This is a genomic window from Bacillus timonensis, assembly GCF_000285535.1.
Lineage (GTDB): Bacteria > Bacillota > Bacilli > Bacillales > Bacillaceae_L > Ferdinandcohnia > Ferdinandcohnia timonensis.
The window spans coordinates 224,364-247,684 of record NZ_HE610985.1; the positions used below are offsets into that span (position 1 = coordinate 224,364).

Sequence of the window (23,321 nt, forward strand, 5' to 3'; positions counted from 1 at the left end):
TATTTGCATTTTATATCATTATCTTTATGTTATTTAATAAAATATCAAAATTTTCTCTTGAAATCCGAACGTATTGTATTATAATTTATTTATTGTTCGATATTTAATAATATACAACCCCCGTATAATCCCGGTAATATGGTCTGGGAGTCTCTACAGAGTGGCCGTAAATCACTCTACTATGGACGGTGCTTCTGTTGATGAAACCGTTCAGTTTATTATACTGGATGGTTTTTTAGTGAGACAATATTGGGGGAAAAAGGGAGAAGACACATGGAAGACATACTTAAAGATTTACTAGCAGCATTCAGTGTTGTACTGAACGGTTTACCCCAGGGCTTACTTGCTCTGTCTTTCGGATTTGCATCTGTGCCGACTGCACTTGCATTTCTTGTTGGTGCGGTGGGGAATAGCTTAACAAGCAATGTGGCTGTTATATCATTTCAGGCAGAGACGATTGCGGTTGCTGGAACGATGGGAAAAGATATGCGGGAGCGCCTTTCTTCCATTTTTTATGGTGCTTTACTATTAGTAGTGATTAGTTTATTTGGATTAATGGAGCAAATCGTTGAATGGATTGGTCCTGTCATTACAAATGGAATGATGGCGGGTGTTGGTTTCATGCTTGCAAAAGTTGCATGGGATATGGCGAAGAATGATCGGATGATTGGAGTGACTTCCTTTGCCAGTGCTTTATTGACCTATATCATCACGAAGGATTTAGTTTATACAATTACGATTTCGGTAATCCTTTCTAGTCTTGTCTATAACTTTACGAAGAAAGGAAATGAAACAGTTACGAAAAACGTTATTGAAGATAAATTCAAGTTGCAAAAATTCATCCTCAATCCGTCTGTTATTCGAGGTGCATTAGCACTTGTTTGTTTAAATATTGGAGCCAATATTGCGTTTGGAAAAATCAATGGTGAAATTGCTGGCGAGGAAGTAAATATTGATACCCTTACCATCATAAGTAGTCTAGCAGACATGGCGTCAGCCCTGTTTGGTGGAGGCCCGGTTGAAGTTATCATATCGGCTACTGCATCTGCACCTCATGCTGTCTGGGCAGGGGTTTTAACAATGGCGATCATAGCCGTAATATTATTTTTTAGACTGTTACCAAAAATCGGGAAATATGTACCGAGTGCCTCTATTGCAGGCTTCCTTTTTGTACTAGGTGCGATTGTTACATTACCTGGTAATGCAACTGCAGCTCTGACAGGTACGGAACCAGGTTCTCCAATCGTTGCGGCTGTTACTATTATTGTGACGGCTATTACCGACCCATTCTTTGGATTACTGGCTGGTGTCATCATGGAATTTTTACTAGGAATTTTTGGAGTCTAATACAATAGGGGTGTTAAATTTGGAAACTTATCAAGTAACAGTAGCGGGGGTAAAGAGGGACTTACCGATTATACCCATTTCGAATTCATTAAAAATTGCAAGTTTTGTTATTTTAGGAGATACAGAGATTGTATCAGCAGCGGCACCATTATTGGCAGAAAAATTAACAGATGTTGATTATTTAGTAACAGCAGAAGCCAAGGGTATTCCACTTGTTTTTGAATTGTCCAAGGAATTAAATATGAAGCACTATATCGTTGCCCGTAAAAGTGTAAAGCCATATATGGAAGAACCTTTAATCAATCAAGTCATTTCGATTACAACACAAAAAGAACAACTGTTATGTCTTGATGGACATGACGCTCAAAAAATCAAAGGAAAACGAGTGGCATTAATTGACGATGTGATAAGTACCGGAGAGTCAATGAAAGTATTGGAAGAATTGGTGACAAAGGCAGGAGGTATTGTTGTTGCAAAAGCTGCTATCCTAGCAGAAGGAGATGCTGCAGAACGGAATGACATAATCTTCTTAGAGAAATTACCAATTTTCGCAGAATAGACTTATAGACTTGTACGTGGTTAGATGCTTGGACCCAATGTAATATAATTTTACATTCGGGTGCAGGCATTTTTTCCTTTATATATTCTTTTTCTCAAATAATGAAGAAAATGTTTGAATGCTTCTTCCGACTTGTGGAATCTACTTTCCATTTATTCAAAATATGTGATAAAAGATTAGCAGCCGTGCTCAATAAAGTTACTTTATTACTAAAACAAAATCCTTTATTCAAAGATGGGGATTTTCTTGAAAAAAATCCGATTGACTATTTAACCAATATCCAAAAAGCGCAAAGTCAGTAAAAACGAGAAGGTTTTGCTCGATTACTCAAAATAAATACATCAGTACTATAAATTTATTTTATCTTCCTATCCTAAAATCATGCACTTGACGGCTCTTAAAAATTTCCACCTATATTGTGTTAGGCTAGTCCACACAATATGAGAGTGAGGAGGGAAGAGTGATGAACTATATGCAACTACTTTCATCGGTACTTGGTAAGCTGACTGGAAACAAATCACTGAAGTTATTTAACCAAAAAAAGAAAAATAGAGGGTGGGTTTGGATTTCGATTTTAGGAATATCGCTCCTTAGTTTTTTGGGAAGTAGAAGTAGCAGAGTCAATCAAGAAGTTCAAAAGAAATTTGAACAAGCAAAAAATTCGTTTCAAAGTTCCTCTGAACCAAAAAGAAATCCTTTTGATGTGAACTTTGATATCGCCACAGAAATAGCGAAAGAAATAAAACCTGACTTTCAACCCCAAACTCCACAACCAAAGAATGAATAAATGATGGAATATGGCTGGATTCAATGTGCTCCAGCCATTTTTTACATACTTTGCTAATTATGTATTTGTTGTTGAACTTCTTGGATGATATGTTGTGCTTTTTCTAATTCACTTTGGGCAAAATGGCATGCTTCTGATTCAGTACTGTTTGAGTTCACTTGTTTCAAATGATGATGTGCATTATGAATGATATCTTGTGCTTCTTGTAGTTTACTTTTAAAATTCATTGTAGATTCTTCCCTTCATTAAAAATGGTACTTATTTATGATGTGCAAGACTTTTGTTAATTACGCATTTATGAAAAGGAATTCATAATTGCTAATATGCAAAAACATGATTTCCAATCGTGGTTGAAACAGCACGACTTCTGAGATAGGAGCTTGAGGTTTTATCAGGGTTGTAAAAAAACAATGCTCCGTTTGTTGGATCTTCACCATTTATTGCACGTTTGGCTGCTTCAATATGTTCTTTGGTAGGCGTAGCCTTTTGTATGGCGCCAGTTTCTGCCGGTGTAAATTGATAATACCCATAGCTTTTTTCAAACAAAACATCCTTTATGTTGTTCGGAAACAAAGGACTTTTTACTCGATTCATAATAACCGCACCAATCGCAATTTGCCCCTCTAATGATTCACCTCTTGCTTCACTGTATATCATTTTTGCTAACCACTCGACTTCTTCTTGGTCAGCCACTGCTTCTTGCTTAGAAGTGAAAGATTTTTCAATCGGAGCTGACCTATCGCCAGAAGGAATGGCTAATGTTTGTCCAAGACTTAATAAATCAGATGATAACTGATTCGCCTTCTTAATAGCATCAACTGTTATACCGTTGCGAGTGGCAATACTGTACAACGTATCCCCGGAAACGACCTGATAGGTCGTTCCATTCTTTTCAGTGTGAATGTGTGTTTCTTTAGACGGGATAGTCAACTCCTGACCAATCTCTAAAAAATTGGATGATAAATTATTGGCCTTTTTAATAGCTTCAACTGATGTACCGTTCCGTTGAGCAATGCTGTATAAGGTGTCACCAGGATCAACCTGGTAGGTGGTTTCATTATTTTGAGTTGGAGCGGTCGTTTCGCCAGATGGAATTATTAATGTCTGCCCGACCTGTAAGATATCAGAAGATAACTGATTGGCCTTCTTAATGGCATCCACCGTCGTACCATTCTGATTTGCGATACGGTATAACGTGTCCCCAGCTACAACCTGATAGGTAGTTTCAGCCGTTTGAATGGGAGCAGATGAAATGCCTGAAGGGATTGTAAGCACTTGTCCAATCTGTAACCTATCAGAAGATAATTGATTCGCTTGCTTTATGGCATCAACGGTTGTGCCATAATGTTGGGCGATGCTATAAAGTGTGTCACCAGCTGTTACTGTATAAGCTAAAGAAGTAGTGTGTGAATGATCCATTTTATTTTTAGCTGCAGAAGCTTTATGTGTAGGGAGCGTTCCAATTCCTAGTACGGATAACAGCATTCCACCGGCCATAATTTTTACGGTTTTTATCTTTAGTGAAGGTAATTTTCTTTTGATAAAGCTAATAGCTTCATTCGTCATACTAGACTCTTGCGCTTTGGAGATAGAGCCTAGTTCTGCAGAGAATTCTGTTGCATTGTCATTTAAAAATAAGACGACTTCCATTCCGTGTTCTGTTTCGTTTACTTTATAATGAGAAAAAATGTCCATATCATACATCCTCCGTTCTCCATTACTATCCCCATTTATTTCATTTTTACAATAATGGAAACACCTGACTCTATAATTTGTTGGAAAAGGAGAAGTAGAGAAACCGCATATCAACAATTACATTTGCAAGATTGAGAACTTTGAGTTTTTTTATATACGTTATTATTCATCCTTCTGTATCCATCAAATTATCTTTGGTATCAGACTTTTTCAGGATTTTAACGAACGAAATCCAGTTTATCCTATTAAAATCAGTTTACTACGCATATAATTTTGATAATTCATTCAATTCTTCACGATAAAAGTTTTTTATGGATACAAAGGGGCTGTTCTAATGCTGAATGTAAGGAATAAAATTGGATGGCTTGAAGGGATTATTGAAGCGGTTCATGATGGAATTTTGGTGATTGATCAAGATGGAATTGTTCAGTTAGTCAATGAAGAATATACCAATATAACAGGTGTAAGAAAAGAACAAATCATAGGTAGGTCGCTAATTGATGTCCGACCAGGTGCGCTACTGCCCACAGTAGTAAAAACCGGGAAGTCTATGGAAGGTGTGTTTCGGAAGGAAAAAGGGTTGGAGTATGTTGTAGATATGGCTCCTATCTACGAAAATGATGAGATTATAGGAGGAGTCTCAGTATGCAAAAGTGTTCCCGAAGTCTATCAATTATCATTAGAATTAAAGAAAAATAAACAACGTGTCAATCAATTAGAGAATGCAATTGGCCGTATCCATCAAGTAAAGTACACATTTTCCAATATGATTGGCAACAATCCACTGTTCAGAAAAGTTATTCATCAAGCAAAGAAAATAGCTCCAACGGACTTAAATGTGTTAATAACCGGAGAATCGGGTACAGGCAAAGAGTTGTTTGCTCAAGCCATACATCACGCTAGTGTTCGAAAGGCTTACCCCTTTGTCCCAGTGAATTGTGCCGCCATTCCAAGTTCCCTTCTTGAAAGTGAGTTATTTGGCTACGAAGAAGGTGCTTTTACGAATTCAAAAAAGGACGGAAAGGTTGGTCTGTTCGAGTTAGCCCATAAAGGAACCCTTTTTCTGGACGAAATAGGGGACATGCCAATGGACCTTCAGGCAAAACTACTTCGTGTACTACAAGAGGGTACTTTTCGAAAAATAGGAGGACTAAAAGAAGAACATATTGACGTTCGAATTATCGCAGCTACTAATAAAAATTTATTAAATATGGTAAAAAAGGAACGTTTTCGAGAGGATTTGTTTTACAGAATTAACACCGTACATCTTGCCATCCCACCTCTGCGTGAGAGAAAAGATGATATTCCGAAGTTTGTATCTTCTTTTATCAATATCCAAAGTACCTCCACACCATTTGAAATCGAAGATGATGTAATGAATACGCTCATGCAGTATGAATGGCCCGGGAATATTCGAGAATTAAAAAACACGATTAATTATGCGGTAAACATGGCTGACAACGATGTTATCACGTTTGATAACCTACCAGAAACCACTAAACTTCAATTTATGCATGTTAAGAAAAAGCCCCAATCCCAATCACATCAATCTTTAGAGAATTTGTTACGAGAAACAGAAAAGAGAGCCATTATTGAGACACTTCAAGAAACAGGTGTATCAGTTAAAGGTAAAAAAGCGGCTGCACAAAAACTAGGGATATCTTTAGCCTCTTTGTATAATAAAATGTCCAAACTACAGATCCATTTATAGTTTCTAGGTTTTTAGAATTCTTGCAAATTCATTTCTACCTTTTTAGAAAGCCTGACTCTTTGAGCAAGTAAGCTTTCAACCATACAATAAGTTTCTAAAATGCTAGAAAAATAACAACCCATTCAATTTGAAAAGCCTTGTAATATCAGGCTTTTTTTAGTTGGCATAAAACTTGCATCTCTTAGTTGTATGTGCGTCCAGAAGAAGGGAGGATAAGCTTACATTAATTTTGTTTAATCAATTACGTGGGGAGGAATGGAACGATGAAGAAAAGCCTTTTTCAAAAAGCCATTATTGTTATGTTAGTCTCGTTACTTTTATTACCTTTATTTAGCCTACAGGCATTTGCTCAAGGTAAGCATGGCAAGGTTAGTAAGCCTGAATCATCTGTTATCTCAGGACAATATTACAGAGAGCAATTGGTAGAGTTACGTTCAGCAACACCAAATGTCAAGATTCTCTACACCACAGACGGTAGCGACCCAATAAAAAATGGTCATGTGTATACGGAGCCAATCCTAGTTGAAAAAGACACGACATTGAAAACAATCGCAGTTCGTGGCAACGTTAGCTCAAAAGCTTTACTTAAAAGCAAGGGAAATACCCATAGTGATGTCGCGGTATTTACTTTCACGTTTGTAACAAGGGAAACGATTGCGGATCAATTCTTATCTTTTACGTATGATGGAATGCCTTACCGTCTCTATGTACCAGAAAACTATGACTCTTCAAAATCTTACCCATTAGTATTGTTCTTACATGGTGGAGGAGAGCGCGGAAACGATAATGAAAAGCAACTTCTTGCAAATGATGGTGCTATCATTTGGGCTGCGCCTGAAAATCAGGCCAAACATCAAGCTTTTGTATTGGCTCCACAAGCCCGTAATCAACATGATGGTGGATTCACGGTTACTCGTGATTCGAACAATATCGTGAATTTAAGCAAAGTTTTTCAGTTCTCTGAGGATCTTGGAAAAGCGTATGAAATTCTTCAACATGTATTACAAGAATATAATATTGATAGAAGTCGCCTGTATTCTACCGGATTGTCTCAAGGAGGATATGGTACGTTTAATTTAAATCTTAAGTACCCAGATTTGTTTGCGGCTATGGTTCCGATAGCAGGAGGTGGGGACCCGGCGGAAGCAGATAAACTTGTCGATAAACCTATTTGGGCGTTTCATGCGGAAGACGATGGTGTTATTCCAGTGGCTCACTCAAGAAATATCATTGCGGCTATTAAAAATGCTGGCGGTTCTCCAATTTATACAGAATATCCTTCAGCACTCGGTTACAATCATGCTTCTTGGGTACCTGCTTATGAAAATCAAGAAATGATTGAATGGATGTTTACTCAAGTAAACACGAAATAAAATGCGTACAAGACTAAAAACGTGAGGAAAAGATGTTGTTTCTTTGTCTTTTCCTCCAAATGAGAGGATACAAGTTGACATAATCACTGCATTTTGAAGGCGTTTTAAAAACGAGAGGGGGCTTACTATGTTAGCGTTATTGGGTTTTTTAACAATTGCAATCTTTTTGTATCTTATTCTATCGAAACGAGTTTCCGTCATTGTTGCCTTAATATTGGTGCCTATCCTATTTGGTTTATTTACGAGTGAGAGGGCTAATCTTGGTACCATGATTTTAGATGGGGTATCTGGGGTTGCACCGACAGGGATTATGCTAGCATTTGCTATTTTGTTTTTTGGCTTGATGAATAGTGTTGGTCTTTTTGATCCAATTATTTCAAGAGTGTTAAAAGTAGTAAAAGGTGATCCTCTAAAAATTGTAATAGGGACGGCTGTTATAGGAATGCTTACCCATCTAGATGGTTCAGGAGCGTCTACATTTTTAATTACAATTCCAGCGCTGCTTCCGCTTTACGATCGTTTGGGAATGAGTCGCTTAGTACTGGCAGGAGTCGTTGCACTTAGTGCCGGGACGATGAACATTGTTCCATGGGGCGGTCCAACGGCACGGGCTGCTAGTGCACTGGGATTGGATGCGAATACTTTATTTACTCCTGTGATTCCCGCGATGATTGTCGGATTAATTTGGGTGTTGTTTGTTAGTTATCTTTTAGGAAAAAAAGAAAGAGAGCGTGTAGGCATAAAACAAGTAGAGTATGAGTTTAACCAGGAATTAAGTGAGAGGGAATTAAGCCTAAAAAGGCCAAAATTATATTGGTTTAATCTTTTATTGACGATTTTAACACTTGTTGCTCTTGTAAAGGTATGGCTTCCATTGCCGATCGTCTTCATGGTATCGTTTGCGATTGCACTTGTCGTAAACTATCCGAAACCAAAAGATCAGCAAGATCGGATTACCGAACAAGCAACTGGCATGGTTACTGTTGTATCCATCATATTTGCTGCAGGTATCTTCACGGGTGTCTTATCTGGTACAGGAATGATTGAAGCGATGGCTAATGCGATGGTGAGTGTCATTCCAGAGAGCACGGGCTCCTTCATGGCGTTGATTGTAGCCATTACCAGTATGCCACTTAGCTTAGTGTTTACCCCAGATGTCCTATTATTTCGGTGTACTACCGATTTTAAGTGAAACAGCTAGTGCCTTTGGAATTGCTCCAGTTGAGATTGGGCGAGCAGCTATTTTAGGGCAAATGACAACCGGTTTTCCATTAAGTCCACTTACAGCTTCTACCTTCTTACTAATCGGGTTGGCTGGAGTAGAACTTGGCGATCATCAACGTTTTATCTTTAAATGGGCATTTGGCACAACCATAATAATGACAATTGTTGCTTTTATTACTGGCGCGATTTCTATTCTTTAACTGAGGAGTGTTAACCTTGTTGCGAATTGGATCTGGAGCAGGATTTGCTGGTGACCGTATCGAACCTGCAAAAGCATTAGTGGAAAAAGGGAATTTAGACTATCTCATTTTAGAAGGATTAGCAGAGCGTACGATTGCTCTCGCACAGAAACATAAGCAGAAAAATCCATCTCAAGGATACAATGAATATCTTGAGGAACGTATTCGCGTTTTATTGCCGATTTTACTAAAAAAGAAAGTACGCTTGATAACGAATATGGGGGCGGCAAATCCATCCAGTGCTGCAAAGAAAATAATTGAAATCGCCAAAGAACTGGGTCTTTCATGCAAGGTAGCAGCTGTGACAGGGGATGATGTATTCGATAAAATAAATGGAGCATACAACGTATTAGAATCAGATAAAAGTCTCAGAGATTATGAACCTATTATTTCTGCAAATGCTTATCTTGGGATTGAGTCAATTATTCCTGCATTAGAATCAGGAGCCAATATCATCGTTACAGGTCGGGTTGCAGACCCGTCATTATTCCTAGCTCCAATCGTTCATCATTATGGCTGGGACCTAAAAGATTACAATTTGATTGGTCAAGGTACTTTAATCGGTCATTTATTGGAGTGCGCCGGACAAATAACGGGTGGCTATTTTGCTGACCCAGGACGGAAAGATGTTGAAGGGCTTGAAAATCTCGGCTTTCCTTATGCAATTATCGAGCCGAATGGTCATGCAACGATTACAAAATTACCTGAAACGGGAGGTACGGTTAGCTTACAAACGGTGAAAGAACAATTACTATATGAAATTCATGATCCTACAAATTATTATACGCCTGATTGTATTGCTGATTTTTCTACAGCAAAACTCGAAGAAACCGGAAAAAACAAAGTCCTTGTATACGGTGCAACCGGAAAAAGGAAACCAGATACGCTAAAAGTATCAGTTGGATATCATGCTGGTTTTTTAGGAGAAGGAGAAATTTCGTATGGAGGTTCTACAGCATTACAAAGGGGACAATTAGCACAACAAATTTTAACAAAGAGGCTTTTACAAAATTATCCTCAGTTAAAAACAGACTTAATAGGAGTTTCTTCTTTACATCCTCGCCAATTTGGAAACGCATGCCCATATGAGGTTCGTGTTCGAGTGGCTGCTCTTTGCAAAACTGCAGAGGAAGCGAAAACAATCGGTCATGAGGTAGAATCTTTATACACAAACGGACCTGCAGCCGGAGGAGGCGCTAGAAAAAATGTGCAAGAAGTAATCGGGATTGTCTCGACCTTTATCCATCGTAAAGAAATCACTGTAAATACAGAAGTCTTGGAGTGAAGCAAATGAAAAAAGTAAAGCTAATTGACATCGCCCATAGCCGAACTGGGGATAAAGGCAATACACTAAACATCTCATTAATCCCCTACAAAGAGGGCGATTACGAATGGCTCTCGTCATCTGTCACAGCAGAAAAAGTAAAAAATCACCTTAACACTATCATCAAGGGCAAAGTCACGAGGTATGATCTATCAAACATCAAAGCCTTTAATTTTGTATGTGAAGATAGTTTAATGGGTGGTGTAACAACATCAGTAGCCATTGATACTCATGGCAAGAGCATAAGTTCCGCATTATTAGAAATGGAAATTGAAGTGAAAAACTAGACTCTATCAAACTTAATAGAAAACAAAAAGACATGGATTTTACCATGTCTTTCGTTCTAGCAGAAGATCGCCCACATTTTGGTTTAACTAGATTATCAAATAATGATAAATAAAGATCCACTTGGTTTATTAGGGTACCTATTTTATTTACACAACTACTCTTGTTCCTTGGAGTTTAGGCGCTCGACTCCTGCAGGAATAGAGAGCCAAGCGAGACCCCGCAGTGAAGCAAGGAGGCTTGCGGATTGCCCTCGTAAAAGCGAGCGCCGTAACGGAGAGGAACAGTTCCAGGAGCGGAAATCACCCACGTTTAATAACAACAATCACGTTTAATAACAACAATCTTTTAGGTAATGCGCCTATTATCTAGTTAGACAGTGTCGAATCAAGTCTATAAAAAAATTCTTTCCTACTTTTTACCCAAATACAGGTAAGTCAGGCCTGAAATTAAGGTTTTCCAAACGTGGAAATCGCTATTTTTACAAATATTGAGTGAATTGACAATATTCAATTTAGTTGCTATGCTCTATTCGATGAAACGTTTCATTCAAAAAAGCATAGGAAGTATACCATGAATAAAAAAGTGACGATACGAGATGTTGCGGAGTTAGCTGGTGTATCACTCGGTACTGCATCTAAAGTCATAAATAATACTGGTAACGTCCAAATTGAACTAAAAGACAAAGTAAACGCAGCAATAAAAGCCCTACAATACTCCCCAAACATGATCGCAAGAAGTTTGAAGTCATCCGTCTCCAAAACAATTGCCGTTCTTCTATCTAACCTTACAAATCCCTTCCAGATGACTTTGGCAAAAGGTATTGAAGAAGTTATCTTTGAAAAAGACTATCTATTCATCATCAGTTCCACAAATGAAAATCCTACTATTGAGCGAAAAAATCTACAAATGTTTTATGAGCAACGTGTTGACGGCATTATTCTTTGTTCAACTGGCCATGTCAACGAAGAAATTATTTCGTTAGCCGAAAGAAACATTCCAATCGTCCTTGTCGATCGGCCTATTTCCCATTTGCCAGTCAACATCGTGGCAGATGATAACTTTATTGGAATGGAAAAATTAGTTACATACTTATATGAATTAGGTCATAAAGAAATAGGGGTCGTACATGGTGATTTGAATACCATTCACGGAAGAATTCGTCATAAGGCTGTTTTACAGTCACTTGTGAAATATGGTCTTTCGACGAGACACCAGTATATTGGTGATTTTACCTATAAAGGGGGCCAAAATGCAGTCGATTATTTTTTATCAACTACAAACGTTCCTACTGCCATCATTACTTCGAACAATAATATGACGGCAGGTGTACTAAAGGCATGTCAAAACTACAAGATTACTATTCCTGAACAACTTACGGTTGTGTCATTTGGAGAACTAGAGTATGAATGGGATTTGATTGTTCCGAAGGTGACTTCAGTTGTTCAATCTCCACGTGAAATAGGGAAAAAGGCAGCAACAATCCTATTAGAACAACTGAAGAATGGGGGACACCACCAAAATATTCAAATTTTTATAGAACCTGAAATTGTAATAGGTAACTCTTCATCTCCTCTACATTAATCAAGAAAAGGTGATAATCATGAAGGCTCTTGTAAACTACGATTCTGGTAAAAACAAAGTTGAAATTAGAGAAGTACCAATCCCGAAGATAGGTGCAAAAGATATTTTATTAAAAGTAGAAGCCGTTGGAGTATGTGGTAGTGATTTGCATATGTACCATGATATTCAAGGGTTTGCAGTGAAACGACCTGTGATTTTAGGACATGAGTTTGCAGGAACTGTTGCCGACGTAGGTTCAGAAGTAACCCAATTTAAAAAGGGAGACCGTATTGTCAGCGAGACACCTTCATATGTCTGTGAAACTTGTATTTATTGCAAAACAGGATTATATAATTTGTGCCCAGATAGAAAAGGGTTTGGTGTGTTAGCAGATGGGGCAATGGCTGAATACGTGAAAACGAGAGAAGCAATCGTACATCACGTACCAGATGGAATTCCATTTGAAAAAGCAGCCTTAACGGAGCCGTCATGTGTTGCCTATAATGCGGTAGCGCATCATTCGCGAATTCGGCCAGGTGACCATGTTGTTGTCTTTGGACCTGGTCCAATTGGATTAATGTGTGTACAAATTGCGAGATTATTTGCACCTGGGAAATTAACAGTGGTTGGTTTAGAAAAAGATTCTAACCGTTTAGAAGTAGCCAAGGAATTTGGCGCAGATAAAGTGATTATTGCAGATAAGCAAGATGTAATACATGAAATCTGCAGCTATGGAGACGGTTTTGGCGCAGATTTAGTGCTTGATGCAGTTGGTGTTAGCCAAACACTGAAGCAAAGTATTGAAATTGTTCGACCAGCAGGGCAAATTACGAAAATTGGATGGGGTCCAGAACCTATTGGCTTCAGTCTCGACCCACTTATTCAAAAAGCCGCTAAATTACAGGGGTCATTTAGTCATACCTATCCGATGTGGGAGAAAGTATTGCTTCTCATGCAAAAGGGAGAAATAAACCCACTACCAATGGCGAAGATTTATTCACTAGATAATTGGCAACAGGCTTTCGATGAGATGGATTCGTTAAAACATGCGAAATCTGTTATTGTACCAAACTAGCTTGTTAAAAAACTTTAAAAAGGAGAAATAAATGGAAGATACTATCAAAATATCAGTTTTCCCTAAAGGCTTTATCGATGATTTATCTACTGGTAAAATGACGGTTTTTGAATGGATTGAACAAGCAGGAACCCTTGGTGCCGACGGATTGGAAATGTATCCGACTTTTTTACAATCTACGGATAGAAATTACTTGGAAAAAGTAAAGGAAGCAGCTACTTCTGTTAATCTAACGATTCCAATGATGTGTGCATCACCAGATTTCACTCATCACGATCCCGCTTTTCGAGAAAATGAAGTCAATAAGATAAAAGAAATGATTGATGTCATGGCATTTCTCGGGCCAGAAGAGTTTCGAAGTTGTCGTGTACTTTCTGGCCAAAGAAGACCTGAGGTTTCGAGAGAAGAAGGAATCAAGTGGACCCAAGATTGTATAAAAGAACTCCTTGCTTATGCGGAAAGCAAACGTGTTTATCTCGTGATGGAAAACCATTATAAGGATGGGTTTTGGATTTATCCAGAATTTGCTCAGAAATCAGATATCTATTTAGAAATTATTGAAGGAATATCTTCTAATTGGTTTGGGGTCAATTTCGATCCATCCAATGCTGTATTTGCAGGAGATGATCCGTTAGAGTTACTAGAAAAGGTAAAGGATCGATTAATCACAATGCATGCCAGTGATCGTTATATAAAAGACGGATATACCATGAAAGATATCGAATCTCATTTGGTACAAGGATACTCAGATGCCTTGGCACATGGTGTTATCGGAAAAGGCATTATTGATTACGATCGTATTTTTCAGCTGTTAGCTTCTATCCATTTTACAGGATGGATTTCCATTGAAGATGGTGTTAATGGGTTAGAGGAAATGAAGGAATCAGTAGAATTTCTAAAGCGGAAAGTCAATGAATATCGTTGATAGGGTAATTGACGTAAATTCAAATGAAAACGCTTTACGTCTTAACCATATAAAAATATGAAAGGGGAAAGTGAAGTGAAAAGATTAAGGGGGCTGAGCTTTTTACTAGTTTTTGGATTATTCATAGGCTTAATGGCTGCTTGTAGTGACAATGACAGTTCTTCAAATGAGCCATCATCAGATAATGATGGTGATAAAAACAAAGACGTTGAATTAAGAATCGTTGCCGCGAACCACCCATGGACTGAAGCGATAGAACCATTCATTCCACAATTTGAAAAGGAGACAGGGATTAAAGTAAAGCTAGAAAAATATTTTGAAGATCAACTAACTCAAAAACTCACAACAGAATTTACGGCCGGTTCAGATAGTATCGATGTCTTTATGATTCGTCCGTTACAAGAAGGGAAGCTCTTTAATCTTAATGGCTGGGTCGCAGATTTATCAGGTTATACAGGTGATTCAGAGTGGGATTTAAGTGATTTTACAGAGTCCTCCGTTAATTCCTTAAAAGATGGTAATAAGATCTTTGGAATCCCAACTGTGACTGAACGTGAAATCCTATATTACCGTAAAGATATATTTGAAGAGAATAAGATTGAACCTCCTAAAACATTAGATGAACTATATGAAATTGCAAAGAAATTAAATGATCCTTCGAATGACTTTTACGGAATGGTATCACGTGGACAAAGAGCTGCAGCAGTTACACAATTCTCCAGTTACTTATATGGATTTGGTGGTGACTTTATCGTCGACGGAAAAGCTGCCATTGATACACCAGAAGCGATTAAAGCATTTGAGTTCTATGGGAATTTACTGAAGGAAGCAGGACCTCCAGGCGTATTAAATATGAGTTGGCCACAAGCGGCTGGTTTATTTGCGCAAGGGAAAGCAGCGATGTATACAGATGCGGATAGTATTTATCCAAACTTGTTGGATCCTGAAAAATCCGTAGTAGGTGAAAAAGTAGGGTTTTCTGTATTCCCAGAAGGACCTTCAGGTCAAACGCCATATAACGTTACATCGTGGGGAGTCGCGATGAATGAAAAATCAGAACATAAAGATGCCGGATGGGAATTTATCAAGTGGGCGACAAGTAAAGAAATTGTGGCTGAATTGCAAAAGAAGAGTGTTCCAGGCCCAAGACAGTCAGTATGGGATTCACCGGAAGGAACAGAAGCATTTCCTGAAGAACTTGTTCAAGTCATTTCCGAATCCAATAAGATTGGAAAAGAATATGACCGTCCATTGGTAATCAAGGTGAATGAGGCAAGAGATATGATTGGAACAGCGATTGTAACGGGTATAGAAGGTGGCGATGTGGAAGCAGCAGCAAAAGAAGCCAACAAACAGTTCCAACAATTGCTAGATGATGAAAAATAAATATTGATAGGATAGGGCGGTATTAATGGATACATTAATACCCTCTATCCAGTTTATTGGTTTACATAGAAGGGGGATGATTGCCATTCAACTTTGGATTGAAAAACATCTTAAGTATATTTTTACGTTGCCTTCCGTACTTTTTGTACTCATCATGATTGTATTTCCAGTTGGCTATACAGCATACTTGAGTTTTTTGACTGGAGTATGTCAAGTGTTACACCACCTAAATGGGTCTTCTTAGACAATTTTAAGAAACTATTATTTGATGATCCACGGTTTTGGCCTGCTTTTTTCAGAACTTTTTATTTTACGATTTTGGCTGTTGTTACTCAAACCGTATTAGGAGTTGCAATTGCTATTTTATTCTTCAGAAACTTTAAAGGTAGTAATCTAGTAAAGACCTTATTTTTACTTCCTATGGTTTCAACACCCGTGGCAATTGGACTTGTATGGTTACTTATTTTTGAACCATCGATTGGATTTGCAAATCAGTTCTTAAGTTATTTTGGAATTGATCCACAGTTATGGATTGCTTCACCAAAACTGGCACTACCAGCGATTGCGATGGTAGATACTTGGCAATGGACACCGATGATTACGTTAATCACATTGGCTGGACTCTCTCAATTACCAAACGAAAATTATGAAGCGGCAGCTGTGGATGGCGCTAACTCATGGCAAATTTTTTGGAAAATCACATTACCTCTTATGGCCCCTACTATTTTCGCAGCAGTGCTACTTCGTTCCATAGATGCAGTTAAACACTTTGATTTAATCTATGCGATGACACAAGGCGGACCTGGCTATGCGACAGAAACTTTAAATATTTATGGGTTCGCAAATGGTTTTCAATATTTTAAATTAGGATATACAAGTGCCATTTTAATGGTATTCTTTATGATTGTGCTGATTATGAGCTGTCTAATTTTAATCTTCCGTAAGAAAACGGAGGTGACATTATGAAGCATAAAAAGAGAATGGAGATTATCCGCTATATTCTAATTGTGATTGTGAGTTTAGTATTTTTATTCCCATTTGTTTGGATGATTATTGCCTCTCTGAAAAATCAGGCTCAAATCATGTCGACTGATTCAATCTTTATTTTCAAACCAAGCTTTACCAATTACAAAGAGGTTTTTGAACAATATGACTTTATTAAATTTATCATCAATAGCTTTGTCGTTGCATTTGCTTCTACTGTTCTAGGATTAGTGTTGGGATTACCTGCAGCATATGCAATTTCAAAATATAAATTGCATAAATTCGGGGTGATTATTTTAATTGCGAGAATCATACCAGGTATTTCGTTTATGATTCCTTGGTTTATCATTTTTTCAAAATTGGGACTGGTTGACACCTATACAGCACTGACATTAAGCCATATGTTAGTTGGGTTGCCATTTATCATTTGGATTATGATTTCTTCCTTTGAAGCTCTTCCACAAGAATTGGAGGATTCAGCAAGAGTTGATGGTTGTACATTGCAAGGTGCTTTCTTCAGGGTTTTGCTACCGCTCGTTTCGCCTGGAATTATCACCGCGTCGATGATGTCCTTTATTCTATCCTGGAATAATTTCATGTTTGCTTTAGTACTTGCTGGAGATGACACGAAGACCTTACCAATTGCCGTCTTTAACTTTATCTCGTATTCCGAAATAAATTGGGGAGCACTTATGGCAGCTGCTGTCATTATTACGCTACCGATACTAATCATATCATTGCTTTTACAACGATACATCGTTAGTGGAATTACTTCAGGAGCAGTAAAAGGGTAACCATCATAAAGAAAGGGTGATACAGTTGCAGATTGAATTATCAGGAATGGTAGGAATCGTTACTGGAGTCGGGAAGGGAATTGGAAAAGAAATCATAATGACGCTTGCACGAGAAGGAGTTAAAACAATTGGGGTTGATGTAAACCAAGAGGATCTAGACCAACTCTCACAAGAGTTTAGTGAAGAAGGATTAGATGGTCTGTTTTTTAACTGTGATGTCAGAGATAGCAAAATGATAACTGAAGTAGTCAATAAGACTATAAAAGAGTATGGTCGGGTTGATCTTTTAGTTAATAATGCAGGGGTTGCCGGAAATGGAGAAGTGGAAACATTACCTGAGGAAATTTGGGATTTCTGTCATGATGTCAATCTAAAAGGAATGTACCTGATGTGTAAAGCAGTCATTCCTATCATGAAAAGGCAGCAATTTGGTCGGATTATAAATTCAGCATCCTTTGCAGCGATTATTCCAAGCATCGGGAGTGCTGCTTATGCTTCGTCAAAAGCGGGAGTAAAACAATTTTCACGCGTTCTTGCTGGGGAGTTAGGACCGTGGAACATTACGGTTAACAGTTATGCTGCTGGAATGATTCCTACAACTCTCAATCATTTTTCTGAACTTCCACAAGAACAGCAGGATCGGTTACTTGACAGTTTAACCTTACGAAGGTGGGGGGAGAAAAAAGATATTGCTCAACTCATCTGTTTTTTAGCATCAGATTTGGCAGGGTATATAACTGGTACGCTAATCGATGTAAGTGGAGGGAAATATGCTACGCAATTTCCTAAGGCAGCGTATGAGTAAAATGTTTATAGTGGCGTATGAGTCATTCCAAATAAGCAGGGAGCTGGAAAAATGGAACCAATTGTGCAAATTTCATTAGATTTGACTAATATTAATGAAGCAGTGGAAATGGCAGAAATTGCAATAGAAGCTGGAGTTGATTGGATTGAAGCGGGAACTCCACTCTTACTTGCAGAAGGTTTACATGCTGTTAAAAAACTTCGCCAAAGATTTCCTGATAAACCGATTGTCGCCGATTTAAAGACGATGGATGGTGGCTATTTAGAAGTAGAGATGATGGCTAAGGCTGGTGCAACACATGTAGTTGTCATGGGAGTTGCTCATCCAGCTACCATTCGAGCAGTTGTTAAAGCTGCACGCGATTATGATGTGAAGGTTATGGGGGATATAATGGCATCACCTGATAAAATATCCTGTGCACAAATGCTTGAGGAAAATGGTGTTGACTATATTATTGTTCATACAGGCTTTGATGAAAGAGGAGAAGATCCAGAACGTTCACCTTTTGACTGCTTAGAAAATGTTGTATCCGCAGTGTCCATTCCTGTTCAAGCTGTAGGTGGTTTATCGATTGAACAAGCTGCCCAAATGCCAAAGCATGGTGCACCACTCGTAGTCATTGGAGCACCTTTAGTCATTGATAATCAAGAATTTAGACCAAGTTCTGATTCAGACCAACTCCGAAATACATTAAGGAATTTTGTAAAAAGAGTGAAGAACACGTAAGTTAATCTGAGAAAATGATATTCCTAATTGAAATAGTAAAGCGTCAGGACCGCAAGTATGGTACCTGACTTTTTTATGAAGACATCCTTTATATTCGTCTTTTGCTAAATCAAAGTTCTTTAACGATCTCAACCTAAGCCCGTTTCTTATTTGGAATTAGATTTCCCTTTCTTTTTTTGTAAAAATAATGGAAAAGTTCGCCCATGATAGTCAGCACAAAGGAAAAAAGAACTATTACTTCAGCGGCATCCATTACTTGAAAAGGACTAACTGCATTTCGAATCGTTGTATTAAGATCATATCCTTGCAGATAATCAAGCCCAAACGAAAAACCCATTAAACAAACCATTATCAACAGGCTAATTCCAATTATCTTCATTTTATGTCCCTCCTTTTATTTATCATCCCCTGTAAAATCACCTATATCACAAAGGTATAAATAAAAATGTTAATGGCGACAACTGTATGTAAAAAGTGTAGGAAGGTTATAGATAATGCCTGGTTTTTTCAAGAGTAAACAAAATAAACGAAGCATAATCAATGAAAACCAACATAATAGTCAGGCGAATCAGGATTCCAAGAACCCCTTAGATGAATTATTATCTACTAATCTCGATGTGATTCAAAAAAAACAGGCAATAGTTCTGATGTCATCATTCGAACAGTAAACATTGGACTCCATACCAAGTCTCAGATTGCTATTGTATTCATAGAAGGACTTGTTGATAGCGACTCCATTAAAGATTTTTTAATTGAAACCATCATGAAAAATCCTGATTTACAGGAAAAACTGATTCGACAAGATCCAATAGAAATCATCGAAGAAGAGGCATTGCCTTTTGGCAGTATCAAATTAGCCAGTGATTGGGAACAACTGTTTTCTTCATTGATGGAAGGGGAAACAATCATTCTTCTCGATGGAAAAACGAAGGCGATGATTGTTGATACAAAGGGTGGAGAAAAACGATCGATTGAAGAGCCAAGCAGTCAGGTGGTCGTTCGTGGTCCGCGTGATGGATTTACGGAGTCCATTAGAACAAATACTTCGTTGGTCCGCCGACGTATCAAAGATCCGAATTTATGGGTGGAGTCCATGAAGATTGGAAAAGTCACAAATACTGATGTTGCCATGATGTATATAAAAGGAATTGCGAATGACAAAATCGTTAAAGAGGCTCGCAAACGGCTCGAACAAATCAACATTGATAGTATTCTTGAATCGGGCTATATTGAACAACTCATCGAGGACCAAACGTTTACCTCTTTTCCGACTCTTTATCACACAGAAAGACCGGATGCTGTTGCTGGGAATCTTCTCGAAGGGAGAATTGCCATTTTCGTGGATGGAACTCCTTTTGTATTACTCGCCCCGGCAGTTTTTATTCAATTCTTTCAGTCTGTCGAGGACTATTATGCCCGCTTTGATATTGCAACAGCCATTCGTTTTCTAAGAATCTTGATTTTTTTTATTTCGCTCATTGCACCGGCTGCCTATATTGCCGCAACCACGTTCCATCAGGAAATGATTCCGACTCAGCTATTGATTGCGGTAGCGGCACAGAGGGAAGCTGTGCCCTTTCCAGCATTTGTGGAAGCCATGATTATGGAAATAACATTTGAAATATTAAGAGAGGCTGGAGTTCGAATGCCAAGGGCAGTGGGCTCGGCGATTTCCATTGTTGGAGCACTTGTCATCGGACAAGCAGCTGTTCAAGCAGGAATTGTTTCGCCTGCCATGACGATTGTTGTGGCGATGACTGCAATTGCTAGTTTCGCAACACCATCATTTGCGATGGCAATTGCTGCCCGTTTGGTTCGTTTTATCTTTATGATTGGTGCTGCAGCATTTGGTTTTTATGGCATAATTCTCGGGATTATCATGCTCACAATCCATCTTTGTGGTCTACGCTCGTTTGGTGTACCTTATATGATGCCATTTGCCCCATTAAGCCTTGTCAACAATGAAGATACTTTAATCCGGGCACCATGGTGGGCATTAAAAAAACGTCCTCCACTTATTAGTAGTGAAAATAAGGTTCGGGAAGGTAAAGACCAGAAACCCCAACCTCCAAGTGACCGTGGAATGATGAATCTGAGTAATGAAAAGGGTGACCAGCATGAATAAAGTTATCTTATTTGTCATGTTATTCCTTAGTATGTTACTCCTAACAAGTTGTTGGAGCAAAAAGGAGCTTACCGATATTGCCATCGTTTCCGCTTTAGGGGTTGATTTGGATGGAGATGGTAGGTATGTAGGTACAATTCAAGTGGTAAACCCCGGTAACGTTGCAGGAGGCCAGCAAGGTGGTGGCAATAATAGCTATGGGCCACCCGTTAATGTGTATAGTGAAACTGGAAATAACTTAGTTGAAATAAGTAAGAAGTTTTCAACAAAGATTTCAAGAAGGCTTTATTATGCTCATACAAATTTGGTCGTTGTCGGAGAACGATTAGCAAGAGAAGAGGGAATTTTGCATATTCTTGATGCCATGGACCGTGACCCAGAATTTCGAATTACGTCAGTTGTGGTCATTGCTCAGGATACTGCAGCTAAAGACCTTTTAAGAACATTGACTCCTATTGATAAATTACCTTCTAACAAAGTTATTAAAACATTAAAGAGTACTGAAAAAAATTGGGGTTCACATTTAGAAGTTAATATGAAAGATGTAATAAATGACCTTGTTTCAGAAGGGAAAGAACCGTTAATAACCGGTTTTGGTGTAAGAGGGGAAATCAATCAAGCGATGAAATTGGAAAATCTTCAAGAAACGACTCCTGAAGCCATTCTTCAAGCTGAAGGAATCGCTGTATTTAAAGACGGAAAGTTGGTTGATTGGTTACAAGATGATACGGCAAGGGGAAGTTTATGGATTTTGGACAAAATTCAAGAAACAGATCTTAATATTGATTGGGAAGGAAAAGTTGATGCGATTGCGTACGAAGTGATTCGACAGAATACCAAAGTTTCGTCCACGACTCAACAGGGAAAACCCATGATTAATGTTGAAGTTCAAGCCGAAGGAGAAATAGGGGAAGTTGAGGTGCCCATTGATTTAACAAACCCACACTTACTATTAAGAATTGAAACGGAAATTGAAAAAGAAATCAAGAAAGAAATTCAGGAAGCCATTAAACAAATACAAGCAAATAAATCAGATGTTTTCGGTTTTGGGGAAGTAGTACATCAATCTGATCCAAAGCTTTGGAAGAAGATAAAGGCGGACTGGAATGATGTGTATTTCCCAGATTTACAAGTGGATGTTAAGGTAAATTCCTTCGTACGCCGGTCGGGACTACGAAGTAAATCCTTCCTCTCTGAAATGAAGGAAAATCGTTAAATGGTAAAGGAGCATTAACATGGAGAAGGCAAAAATAAGTTCGTATCAGTTATTTGTACTTATCTTGCTGTTTGAATTAGGAAGTGCATTACTGCTTCCTCTTGCAATTGATGCGAAGCAAGATGCCTGGCTTTCCATTCTTCTCGGGATCATTGGAGGAATGTCCCTTTTTATGCTCTATTATCGACTATATCAATTTTACCCCAACCAATTGCCTACAGAGTATGCACAAATCATACTTGGGAAACTAGTAGGGAAAATATTTGCCTTTTTATATCTGCTTTATTTTACGTATCTTGCAGCTAGAGTACTACGTGATTTTGGTGTCATGCTGGTTACATTCGCCTATTCTGAAACGCCATTATTTATCGTGAATGCACTATTGATGATGGTTGTTGTGTATGGTGTGCGTAAAGGGATTGAAGTGTTAGGAAGGACAGGGGAAATACTTTTTGTCATCATGTATTTACTTGCAATAACCGGTTTTATCTTAATCGTGGTTTCTGGGTTAATCGATTTTAACAACCTAAAGCCCATATTAGAAAATGGTATTTCTCCTGTTATAAAAGCAACACTTACTCAAGTCCTGTTTTTTCCGTTCGGAGAAGTGGTCGTCTTTGCAATGATTTTCCCTTATTTGAATAATCCACGTAAAGCAAAGATTGCTGGTTTATTTTCGATAGGTTTAAGTGGCGTCAACCTTGCATTAGTTATGTTAATAAATGTTAGTGTCCTTGGTGTTAACCTGACATCCCGTGCGCCTTTTCCACTGCTTGCGACAATCCAAATGATTCAAGTAGCTGAGTTTATTGAACGTCTGGATATCTTCTTTATGTTAGCTTTAATAATTGGCGGCTTTTTTAAGATTGGTATCTTTTTTTATGCAGTCGTTTCTGGAATTGCAAATTTGTTCAAAATTGAAAATCACACCCGTTTATGTTTTCCAACTGGTCTAGTCGTGATCCTTTTGTCGATTACGATGGCCAGTAGTTTTCCTGAACATCTTCAGGAGGGATACAAATTAGTTCCTTGGATCCTCCATTTACCATTTCAAATCATCATACCTATAGCACTTCTTTTGATTGCATATATTAGAAAAAGGAAAAAATAGGGAAGATTGAAAAGCTTCAGGCTCGTAGAGGGGTACCTGACACTTCTCTTTTTTGGAATTTATTATG

21 protein-coding genes, 2 pseudogenes and 1 riboswitch are annotated in these 23,321 nt (G+C 38.2%); of the genes and pseudogenes, 20 read left to right on the plus strand and 3 right to left on the minus strand.

The annotated features are described in order from the left end of the window. The first annotated feature begins 100 nt into the window (after positions 1 to 100). Positions 101 to 202: riboswitch (purine riboswitch) on the plus strand. The 4 genes from BTHG_RS26600 (at position 161) to BTHG_RS01475 (ending at position 2,693) form a co-directional block, all read left to right on the plus strand. Then, the gene (locus tag BTHG_RS26600; RefSeq protein ID WP_157256096.1) at positions 161 to 301 is read left to right on the plus strand and encodes a hypothetical protein; all 141 of its coding nucleotides are present in this window, start codon (positions 161 to 163) and stop codon (positions 299 to 301) included. Its footprint overlaps the riboswitch before it by 42 nt. Continuing rightward, on the plus strand, positions 274 to 1,347 hold the full coding sequence (locus tag BTHG_RS01465; RefSeq protein ID WP_010281190.1) for a guanine permease: 1,074 nt from the start codon (positions 274 to 276) through the stop codon (positions 1,345 to 1,347). Before BTHG_RS26600 ends, BTHG_RS01465 begins: the two co-directional genes overlap by 28 nt. 19 nt (positions 1,348 to 1,366) lie before the next feature. After that, positions 1,367 to 1,906, plus strand: a complete 540-nt coding sequence (locus BTHG_RS01470) for a phosphoribosyltransferase family protein (RefSeq protein WP_010281192.1) — start codon at positions 1,367 to 1,369, stop codon at positions 1,904 to 1,906. A gap of 463 nt (positions 1,907 to 2,369) precedes the next feature. After that, a complete protein-coding gene (locus tag BTHG_RS01475) occupies positions 2,370 to 2,693 on the plus strand; it encodes a hypothetical protein (RefSeq protein WP_010281194.1) in 324 nt (107 codons plus the stop codon). 53 nt (positions 2,694 to 2,746) lie between these two features. Here the strand turns inward: BTHG_RS01475 and BTHG_RS26980 are convergent, their stop codons facing one another. Both BTHG_RS26980 and BTHG_RS25665 read right to left on the minus strand, forming a co-directional pair. Further along, positions 2,747 to 2,920, minus strand: coding sequence for a hypothetical protein (locus BTHG_RS26980; RefSeq protein ID WP_187370744.1), 174 nt, complete (start codon positions 2,918 to 2,920; stop codon positions 2,747 to 2,749). 91 nt (positions 2,921 to 3,011) lie between these two features. After that, entirely contained in the window at positions 3,012 to 4,388 is a 1,377-nt protein-coding gene (locus BTHG_RS25665) for a LysM peptidoglycan-binding domain-containing protein (protein WP_010281195.1), read from the minus strand. Positions 4,389 to 4,722: 334 nt separating this feature from the next. Between BTHG_RS25665 and BTHG_RS01490 the strand changes: the two genes are divergently transcribed. The 13 genes and pseudogenes from BTHG_RS01490 to BTHG_RS01550 all read left to right on the plus strand — a co-directional run bounded on the left by BTHG_RS01490 (position 4,723) and on the right by BTHG_RS01550 (position 18,802). Beyond that, positions 4,723 to 6,099, plus strand: a complete 1,377-nt coding sequence (locus BTHG_RS01490) for a sigma-54 interaction domain-containing protein (protein WP_010281198.1) — start codon at positions 4,723 to 4,725, stop codon at positions 6,097 to 6,099. Between the two features lie 263 nt (positions 6,100 to 6,362). Next, positions 6,363 to 7,472, plus strand: a complete 1,110-nt coding sequence (locus BTHG_RS01495) for a chitobiase/beta-hexosaminidase C-terminal domain-containing protein (RefSeq protein WP_010281201.1) — start codon at positions 6,363 to 6,365, stop codon at positions 7,470 to 7,472. A gap of 127 nt (positions 7,473 to 7,599) precedes the next feature. Then, positions 7,600 to 8,896, plus strand: a pseudogene (locus BTHG_RS24020) (CitMHS family transporter). Positions 8,897 to 8,903: 7 nt separating this feature from the next. After that, complete coding sequence (locus tag BTHG_RS01505) at positions 8,904 to 10,220, plus strand: acyclic terpene utilization AtuA family protein (RefSeq protein WP_187370745.1); 1,317 nt, start codon at positions 8,904 to 8,906, stop codon at positions 10,218 to 10,220. 5 nt (positions 10,221 to 10,225) lie between these two features. Beyond that, positions 10,226 to 10,546: an AtuA-related protein gene (locus tag BTHG_RS01510; RefSeq protein WP_010281211.1), complete on the plus strand. Its 321-nt coding sequence runs from the start codon at positions 10,226 to 10,228 to the stop codon at positions 10,544 to 10,546. Positions 10,547 to 11,117: 571 nt separating this feature from the next. After that, positions 11,118 to 12,128, plus strand: a complete 1,011-nt coding sequence (locus BTHG_RS01515; RefSeq protein WP_010281213.1) for a LacI family DNA-binding transcriptional regulator — start codon at positions 11,118 to 11,120, stop codon at positions 12,126 to 12,128. A gap of 19 nt (positions 12,129 to 12,147) precedes the next feature. Beyond that, complete coding sequence (locus BTHG_RS01520) at positions 12,148 to 13,182, plus strand: zinc-binding dehydrogenase (RefSeq protein WP_010281216.1); 1,035 nt, start codon at positions 12,148 to 12,150, stop codon at positions 13,180 to 13,182. 31 nt (positions 13,183 to 13,213) lie between these two features. Continuing rightward, on the plus strand, positions 13,214 to 14,107 hold the full coding sequence (locus BTHG_RS01525; RefSeq protein ID WP_010281218.1) for a sugar phosphate isomerase/epimerase family protein: 894 nt from the start codon (positions 13,214 to 13,216) through the stop codon (positions 14,105 to 14,107). 75 nt (positions 14,108 to 14,182) lie between these two features. Then, positions 14,183 to 15,493 (plus strand): ABC transporter substrate-binding protein, encoded by a 1,311-nt coding sequence (locus BTHG_RS01530; protein ID WP_010281221.1) that lies wholly within the window; start codon positions 14,183 to 14,185, stop codon positions 15,491 to 15,493. Positions 15,494 to 15,700: 207 nt separating this feature from the next. Continuing rightward, a complete protein-coding gene (locus BTHG_RS24025) occupies positions 15,701 to 16,459 on the plus strand; it encodes a carbohydrate ABC transporter permease (protein ID WP_010281223.1) in 759 nt (252 codons plus the stop codon). Further along, on the plus strand, positions 16,456 to 17,271 hold the full coding sequence (locus BTHG_RS01540; RefSeq protein ID WP_010281225.1) for a carbohydrate ABC transporter permease: 816 nt from the start codon (positions 16,456 to 16,458) through the stop codon (positions 17,269 to 17,271). Before BTHG_RS24025 ends, BTHG_RS01540 begins: the two co-directional genes overlap by 4 nt. A 16-nt stretch (positions 17,272 to 17,287) precedes the next feature. After that, the gene (locus tag BTHG_RS01545) at positions 17,288 to 18,076 is read left to right on the plus strand and encodes an SDR family NAD(P)-dependent oxidoreductase (RefSeq protein ID WP_408605267.1); all 789 of its coding nucleotides are present in this window, start codon (positions 17,288 to 17,290) and stop codon (positions 18,074 to 18,076) included. Positions 18,077 to 18,127: 51 nt separating this feature from the next. Further along, entirely contained in the window at positions 18,128 to 18,802 is a 675-nt protein-coding gene (locus BTHG_RS01550) for an orotidine 5'-phosphate decarboxylase / HUMPS family protein (RefSeq protein ID WP_010281229.1), read from the plus strand. Positions 18,803 to 18,935: 133 nt separating this feature from the next. Here the strand turns inward: BTHG_RS01550 and BTHG_RS01555 are convergent, their stop codons facing one another. Continuing rightward, a complete protein-coding gene (locus BTHG_RS01555; protein WP_010281230.1) occupies positions 18,936 to 19,181 on the minus strand; it encodes a hypothetical protein in 246 nt (81 codons plus the stop codon). A gap of 115 nt (positions 19,182 to 19,296) precedes the next feature. Between BTHG_RS01555 and BTHG_RS24030 the strand changes: the two are divergent. From BTHG_RS24030 to BTHG_RS01570, 3 genes and pseudogenes are all read left to right on the plus strand, one after another. Continuing rightward, positions 19,297 to 20,927, plus strand: a pseudogene (locus tag BTHG_RS24030) (spore germination protein). Continuing rightward, entirely contained in the window at positions 20,920 to 22,143 is a 1,224-nt protein-coding gene (locus BTHG_RS01565; protein ID WP_010281232.1) for a Ger(x)C family spore germination protein, read from the plus strand. Before BTHG_RS24030 ends, BTHG_RS01565 begins: the two are co-directional and overlap by 8 nt. A 19-nt stretch (positions 22,144 to 22,162) precedes the next feature. After that, on the plus strand, positions 22,163 to 23,254 hold the full coding sequence (locus BTHG_RS01570; protein WP_010281234.1) for a GerAB/ArcD/ProY family transporter: 1,092 nt from the start codon (positions 22,163 to 22,165) through the stop codon (positions 23,252 to 23,254). Positions 23,255 to 23,321: the final 67 nt, after the last annotated feature.

Coding starts and splice junctions, on each gene's coding strand:
- BTHG_RS01465 (WP_010281190.1), top strand. CDS start 274: ATGGAAGACATACTTAAAGATTTACTAGCAGCATTCAGTGTTGTACTG.
- BTHG_RS01555 (WP_010281230.1), bottom strand. CDS start 19,181: ATGAAGATAATTGGAATTAGCCTGTTGATAATGGTTTGTTTAATGGGT.
- BTHG_RS01510 (WP_010281211.1), top strand. CDS start 10,226: ATGAAAAAAGTAAAGCTAATTGACATCGCCCATAGCCGAACTGGGGAT.
- BTHG_RS01565 (WP_010281232.1), top strand. CDS start 20,920: ATGAATAAAGTTATCTTATTTGTCATGTTATTCCTTAGTATGTTACTC.
- BTHG_RS01550 (WP_010281229.1), top strand. CDS start 18,128: ATGGAACCAATTGTGCAAATTTCATTAGATTTGACTAATATTAATGAA.
- BTHG_RS01525 (WP_010281218.1), top strand. CDS start 13,214: ATGGAAGATACTATCAAAATATCAGTTTTCCCTAAAGGCTTTATCGAT.
- BTHG_RS01520 (WP_010281216.1), top strand. CDS start 12,148: ATGAAGGCTCTTGTAAACTACGATTCTGGTAAAAACAAAGTTGAAATT.
- BTHG_RS01495 (WP_010281201.1), top strand. CDS start 6,363: ATGAAGAAAAGCCTTTTTCAAAAAGCCATTATTGTTATGTTAGTCTCG.
- BTHG_RS25665 (WP_010281195.1), bottom strand. CDS start 4,388: ATGGACATTTTTTCTCATTATAAAGTAAACGAAACAGAACACGGAATG.
- BTHG_RS01515 (WP_010281213.1), top strand. CDS start 11,118: ATGAATAAAAAAGTGACGATACGAGATGTTGCGGAGTTAGCTGGTGTA.
- BTHG_RS24025 (WP_010281223.1), top strand. CDS start 15,701: ATGTCAAGTGTTACACCACCTAAATGGGTCTTCTTAGACAATTTTAAG.
- BTHG_RS01570 (WP_010281234.1), top strand. CDS start 22,163: ATGGAGAAGGCAAAAATAAGTTCGTATCAGTTATTTGTACTTATCTTG.
- BTHG_RS01540 (WP_010281225.1), top strand. CDS start 16,456: ATGAAGCATAAAAAGAGAATGGAGATTATCCGCTATATTCTAATTGTG.
- BTHG_RS01490 (WP_010281198.1), top strand. CDS start 4,723: ATGCTGAATGTAAGGAATAAAATTGGATGGCTTGAAGGGATTATTGAA.
- BTHG_RS01475 (WP_010281194.1), top strand. CDS start 2,370: ATGAACTATATGCAACTACTTTCATCGGTACTTGGTAAGCTGACTGGA.
- BTHG_RS26980 (WP_187370744.1), bottom strand. CDS start 2,920: ATGAATTTTAAAAGTAAACTACAAGAAGCACAAGATATCATTCATAAT.